This is a genomic window from Mucilaginibacter sp. RCC_168, assembly GCF_041355315.1.
Taxonomy (GTDB): Bacteria; Bacteroidota; Bacteroidia; order Sphingobacteriales; family Sphingobacteriaceae; genus Mucilaginibacter.
Genome location: NZ_JBFUPN010000055.1, coordinates 1 through 5,563 on the forward strand (window position 1 = coordinate 1; position 5,563 = coordinate 5,563).

Here is a 5,563-nt window from a genome sequence, read left to right on the forward strand (position 1 = left end):
GATTACGGTGCACGTTTCTACGACCCTGTAATTGGGCGTTTTACTTCAATTGATCCGATGGCAGAGGTATCAAGACGATGGTCAACCTACGCTTATTCATATAATAATCCAGTCAGATTTGTTGATAAGGATGGGATGATACCAGGTGATTTCCTTGATGAAAAAGGAAGAAAGGTCGGTAGCGATGGAAAGGATGACGGAAAGGTTTATGTTATAAAAACAACTGACAAGAATTTCGATAGCGGTGCCCCATCTGCCGGTATTTCAAAAGATGATAAAAAGGCGACTGAGAAGTTCATTAAAGATAATAATGGTAATACGTCCGCATTTGAAAGTAATGACATTGCTTATAAAAACAGTGTTGAGATAGAAGGTAAAGCATCTACCCGACAAGGAATGGTAGATGTTGTAAATCAAGATAATGGACGAGGTGGTACTTCAGATGCTAATAACAGAGAATATGGGGGTGCTGTAAAAAGTGATGGTAGCGGTACAGTTGAACAGGCAAAACCAGGACCTGTTGCCGACCCTATAAAAGACCCCAATGCTCATATTGATTTACCTGCATACGAAACCCGTTCAACATTCCACTCTCATCCCAGTGGGACTAAATTCATATCATCGGGGGGAAGTAATACAATAGGCGGTAGTACTACCTCTGGTAACTTTTTGAATGCACCATCTAATGTCGGAGGGGATGTAGGAAATAGCGGTAGTAAAATAAACTATGTGTTTTCAAGAGGTAACGGAACAGTTTATATATATAATAATACAGGAGTAATCGCTACAATTCCACAAGCCAACTTTGTAACACCAAAGCAGTAACATAATGAAAAAGACGTTTTTTATAGTACTTGTATTAATTGCTGCGTTAAAAGTTAACGCACAACAAAATAAAGACGAATACAAAGTAATGCTTGATTCCGCGATCTGCATTAAATACACTGCGTTTAAGGCGGCAACTAAGAATCAAAACAATAAAGATTACATTGACAACTTGTATTTACTAAACGAACAGGATCAGCCGTTAAATTACCTTCCATCATCCAATAAGTTTAAGACTATAACTGTTTATGATGATCGCAATCGCAAGATTATTAAAAAAGGGATTTACGCTTGGAAAGTCTTTGCCTCATTAAATAACAATCGCTTTACAGTAACAATTGTCGACTTCTATATAACTTATAAAAATCACAATTATAACTTCGCAAATGGTGGTGGGTCAAAAACCATATTTGAATATGAGTGCGGTTCAAACAATTGGAAACTACTTAGTTCTGAGAATAAAGGTAATTAATAATACAACAAAGCCCCAATTGGGGCTTTGTTGTATTATAGCTTTTACTTAGCCAATTCCTGAATATGCCTTTTAGTAATAAAGGCATCAATAAACGTCTTGACCAAATGCTTATCCTCTGGGCTAAATAACTCCACTTCCTTAAACTGTTTAAGCAGTTCCCGGTCGGTCAATTGCGCCGCTATAGCCGGATCACTCACATCATCATTCACCAGGTAATCAGCAGTCGTATCCAATGCTTTGGCCAGCTTAGAAAGCATATCGGCTGCTGGTTTAGCCTTTCCTATCTCATAACGGCCAATCTGCACATACGTCAGCCCGACGATTGCGCCAAGCTCCGCCTGTTTCAGTCTTTTTTGGGTACGTAGCTCCCTGATCCGGCTTCCTAAACTCATTCTTCCTTTAATCCTTTAACCTCAAAAATACTAAGAATGATACATAAAATGCGTGGTAAAATACAAATGGGTATCATTTGCTTTTATGAGTATAGCATCATTATTATTGCTGCACTAAAAAGCATTATAACATCTGATTTAATATGAATGTAGTACCTAAGCTAATTACAGATAATCCAGAGTTGTTACTTTATATGGATGGAAAACTTCACACTACGGTATTGGGCGGCATCAAACTGACCGGCTTTGACCGCTTAAAAGTAACATTGAAGATAGTCTGCGGAGGCAACACCAACAGAGCCTTTCGCCACAACCTCGACCTGTATAACAGCGTTCACACCGAGCAGCTGATAGAAAAAGCTGGTGATGCATTAGATGTAGCTGCCGCTGAACTGGCAGCGGTCATCAGCCGCCTGACTGCTGCCCTCGAAGATTACCGGTCTGAACGGCTGGAAGCCATGAAGCCTAAACAGGCAGAAAAGAAGCAGCTCACGGAGGCCGAGCGTAGGATTGCCCTGCAATACCTGAAAGCGCCCGGCCTCCTCGGACGGACCCGGCAGGCTATCTCGGCCAGCGGCATTGTCGGCGAGGAAGTAAACAGCCTGATCGCCTATCTGATCTATACTTCCCGGAAACGGAATACACCGCTGCACCTGATGTGCCTGGGCCCGTCCGGCACCGGTAAAACCTGGTTGCAGGAAAGGGTCAGCGAACTGATCCCGGAAGAAGACAAACTGGAAATCACCATGCTGTCCATGAATGCCTTTTACTACTTCGGTAAAGACGAACTTAAAAACAAACTGCTGCTGATCGAGGATATGGATGGCGCGGATAATGTGCTGTACCCGCTCCGGGAACTGCAAAGCAAACGCCGGATCAGCAAGACGGTGACCCTGAAAGACAGCAAGGGTAACCTGAAAACGGTTACACTTAATGTCGAAGGCCCGGTATGTGTCAGCGGGTGTACCACCCGTGAACAGCTTTATGAAGATAATGCCAACCGCTGTATCCTGCTATACACGGACGATAGCCCTGAGCAGGATAAAAAGATCATGGACTACCAGCGCAGGCAAAGCGCCGGGCTGGTTGATCAGCAGGCGGAACGTAACGTGCGTGAGCAGCTGAAGAATGTGCAGCGCCTGCTGCAGCCGGTGAGCGTTAAAAATCCGTTCGCCACTTACCTGCAACTGCCGGAGGCCATCTTCAAACCCAGGCGCACCATGCTGCTGCTCTTGTTGTTCACCGAAACGATAACTTTCTACCACCAATACCAAAGGGAACTGCAAACCGATACCACTACGGGTGAGCAGTATGTGGAAACCACGATTGAAGATATTGAGGTTGCCTTTTCACTGCTCGAAACGACCCTGCTCAAAAAGAGTGATGAGCTGAATGATGCCTGCCGTTCTTTCTTTGAAAAGCTGAAAGCCTGGTTGCGGCAAAATGATAGCGAAACCTTTTACAGCAAGGAAGTACGCCCGGTCTTTCGGCTCAGCCCAAGCAGTCTGGCCCGTTACCTGTATGAACTGGAACGTATGGGTTATATCAAGATCGCGCGCGGCAGCCGCTATAAAGGCTTTGAATACAAGGTACAAAGCTGGGATGATTTGGAAACCCTGACCAATGATGCCTATGAAATGATGGAAAACATCCTGGCTGAGATACGTAAGGTAAATCATAGTATCCCAGGTGTATCCCACAGCCCCGATGGGTTACATAACGTGCAGAAAACCAGCAAGAAAAACCCAGTGTCCCAACAACAATAGAAAATGCAAGGCACCTTAAAACCATCAGGGCAACCTGATAGCTTCATTAACTGTAAAAACAAATTGCTTCAATGAAAAATCCGCTGTATACCAGGCTCCATGCAGGCTTTACACAATGGCTCCGGATACTCAACTTTGAACCTACCAGTCCCCGCGATATGCCCAAAATGCTGACTGAGTTCCTTCTTTACTTAGAAGCGCAAAACTGCGACCATCCACATGATATTCAGCCCGAACACTTAAAAAAATACCTGGAATATCTGCACGAAAGACCAAGCCAGACAGCAGCCGGTGCGATCAGCCTCAACTATATCCGGAAACACTTACAGGTGATCCGTAAGTTCAGCCGTTACCTGATGGAGAGCGGCCAGCCCAGCTTTACCGTGAAGCTGCGTATCAAAGGCAAAAGCACTAATATCAAAAGCATCCTGACCCTGGCTGAGATCAGCAAGCTTTATGATGTGGTTAAAGATGATATATACGGGCTAAGGGACAGGGCGATGCTTGCCCTGTATTACGGCTGTGGCCTGCGTAAAAACGAGGCGGTTAACGTTAATGTCCGGGACATCCTGCCGGATAAAGAACTGGTCTACGTCCGAAAAGGTAAAGGCTATAAAGAGCGTTACGTACCACTGGCAGGTACCGCTAAAACAGATCTGGAGAACTATATCCTGTATGCCCGGCCGCACTTTGCCGGTGACAAAAAAGAGGATGCCTTATTGCTTAATGTCAATGGCGCAAGGCTTACCGGTCAAACCTGTTATGATCGTTTACAGACCTTAAAAAAGGCTGCGGCCATTCCTAAACCTGTCGGGTTGCATACCCTGCGGCACAGTATTGCCAGCCACCTGCTGCATTCCGGTATGCAATTAGAACAGATACAACGCTTTTTAGGGCATGGCAGCATGGAAAGTACGCAGATCTATACCCATCTTCAGCATGAACAAAAAATATGAGTTCGCCCCGGCTACACTGGCCGCTTTAGAACCTTTCCGGGCTTACCTGAAACAAGAGCAGTTCAGCCACAGCTATATCCATCAAACCATCAACTATACAGCAACATTCCACGAATGGCTAACCGGCCAAAGCCTGGCATTAACGCAGATCACCCATGCCGATGTGATGGAGTTTGCCGATCATCTCAGGCAAAAAGGCTTTAGTATCAAGCTGATCAATCAGATCATGCGGACCTTACGGTATTACTTCTCGCATCTGCAACAGGAACAGGAAATCAACATCAACCCAGCAGCGGGTATCATATTGAAAGGTACGGTCAGAAACCTCCCGCATGACCTGTTAACCATGCCTGAAATGGAGGCACTTTATGAAAGTTACCAGGTTATAGATAATCGTACTTACCGCAATAAAGTGATCATTGGATTGCTTATTTATCAGGGCACTACACGGGATGAACTGAGTCACCTGCGCCCTGAACACCTCAAGCTGAGAGAGGGTAAAATCCATATCCCGGCGACTGGCAGGCTGCTTGGCCGGTTACTTCCATTACAGCCTCATCAAATCCTGGAACTGCATGAATACTTGCTGGTGATCCGCCCGAAAATACTGGCCGAGCGCCTGGCCGAACGACCAGGGCGCAAGCCGGATCGTTACAAAGATGAACAGGATATCGAGCGTTTGTTTATCAGCATCAACACATTAGAGGACATCAAAAACAGTCTTTTACACCTCAACTATGCGCTTAGGAAACTGAACCCAAAATACAAACATGCTAAACAGATCAGGCAAAGTGTAATCACGGAATGGCTGAAAGAAAAGAACCTGCGTACCGTTCAATATATGGCCGGGCATCGTTATGTCAGCTCAACTGAAAGGTATAAAACCACCAATCTGGAAGACCTGAAAGAAGCACTTAACAAGCATCATCCACTAACTTTATCTTAAAAAAATCGCGCCGTTATGGCCTTAGAAACTCAAAAAACAACCAACCCGGCGGCGGCCTGTGGTAAAAATCAACCAACCATTGGGGCTTGTATGAAAGAAAATATCTTTTAACTTTACGAGCCTGAACGTTCTTTATAGCACCGAAAACGTGCAAGTGGAAAAACCAGAGAAAATCGTAAAACTTATAAGGGGCAATACGATTA

The 5,563-nt window shown here is 44.8% G+C and carries 6 protein-coding genes; 5 read left to right on the plus strand and 1 reads right to left on the minus strand.

Translation table 11 applies throughout. The features are described from left to right. A partial coding sequence (locus AB6735_RS27870; RefSeq protein WP_370999455.1) for an RHS repeat-associated core domain-containing protein occupies window positions 1-825 on the plus strand: 825 nt, incomplete at its 5' end. Between the two features lie 4 nt (window positions 826-829). Next, the gene (locus tag AB6735_RS27875; RefSeq protein WP_370999456.1) at window positions 830-1,297 is read left to right on the plus strand and encodes a hypothetical protein; all 468 of its coding nucleotides are present in this window, start codon (window positions 830-832) and stop codon (window positions 1,295-1,297) included. A 44-nt stretch (window positions 1,298-1,341) separates the two neighbouring features. On the opposite strand, the gene AB6735_RS27880 is transcribed toward AB6735_RS27875, so the two are convergent. Further along, entirely contained in the window at window positions 1,342-1,692 is a 351-nt protein-coding gene (locus tag AB6735_RS27880; protein ID WP_370999457.1) for a helix-turn-helix domain-containing protein, read from the minus strand. A gap of 143 nt (window positions 1,693-1,835) precedes the next feature. Here AB6735_RS27880 and AB6735_RS27885 point away from each other — a divergent pair, with 143 nt between their 5' ends. The 3 genes from AB6735_RS27885 to AB6735_RS27895 all read left to right on the plus strand — a co-directional run bounded on the left by AB6735_RS27885 (window position 1,836) and on the right by AB6735_RS27895 (window position 5,360). After that, window positions 1,836-3,458: a hypothetical protein gene (locus AB6735_RS27885; RefSeq protein WP_370999458.1), complete on the plus strand. Its 1,623-nt coding sequence runs from the start codon at window positions 1,836-1,838 to the stop codon at window positions 3,456-3,458. Window positions 3,459-3,529: 71 nt separating this feature from the next. After that, on the plus strand, window positions 3,530-4,414 hold the full coding sequence (locus AB6735_RS27890) for a tyrosine-type recombinase/integrase (protein ID WP_370999459.1): 885 nt from the start codon (window positions 3,530-3,532) through the stop codon (window positions 4,412-4,414). Next, window positions 4,398-5,360, plus strand: coding sequence for a tyrosine-type recombinase/integrase (locus tag AB6735_RS27895; protein ID WP_370999460.1), 963 nt, complete (start codon window positions 4,398-4,400; stop codon window positions 5,358-5,360). The genes AB6735_RS27890 and AB6735_RS27895 overlap by 17 nt, the downstream gene beginning before the upstream one ends. Window positions 5,361-5,563: the final 203 nt, after the last annotated feature.

Coding starts and splice junctions, on each gene's coding strand:
- AB6735_RS27875 (WP_370999456.1), top strand. CDS start 830: ATGAAAAAGACGTTTTTTATAGTACTTGTATTAATTGCTGCGTTAAAA.
- AB6735_RS27880 (WP_370999457.1), bottom strand. CDS start 1,692: ATGAGTTTAGGAAGCCGGATCAGGGAGCTACGTACCCAAAAAAGACTG.
- AB6735_RS27885 (WP_370999458.1), top strand. CDS start 1,836: ATGAATGTAGTACCTAAGCTAATTACAGATAATCCAGAGTTGTTACTT.
- AB6735_RS27890 (WP_370999459.1), top strand. CDS start 3,530: ATGAAAAATCCGCTGTATACCAGGCTCCATGCAGGCTTTACACAATGG.
- AB6735_RS27895 (WP_370999460.1), top strand. CDS start 4,398: ATGAACAAAAAATATGAGTTCGCCCCGGCTACACTGGCCGCTTTAGAA.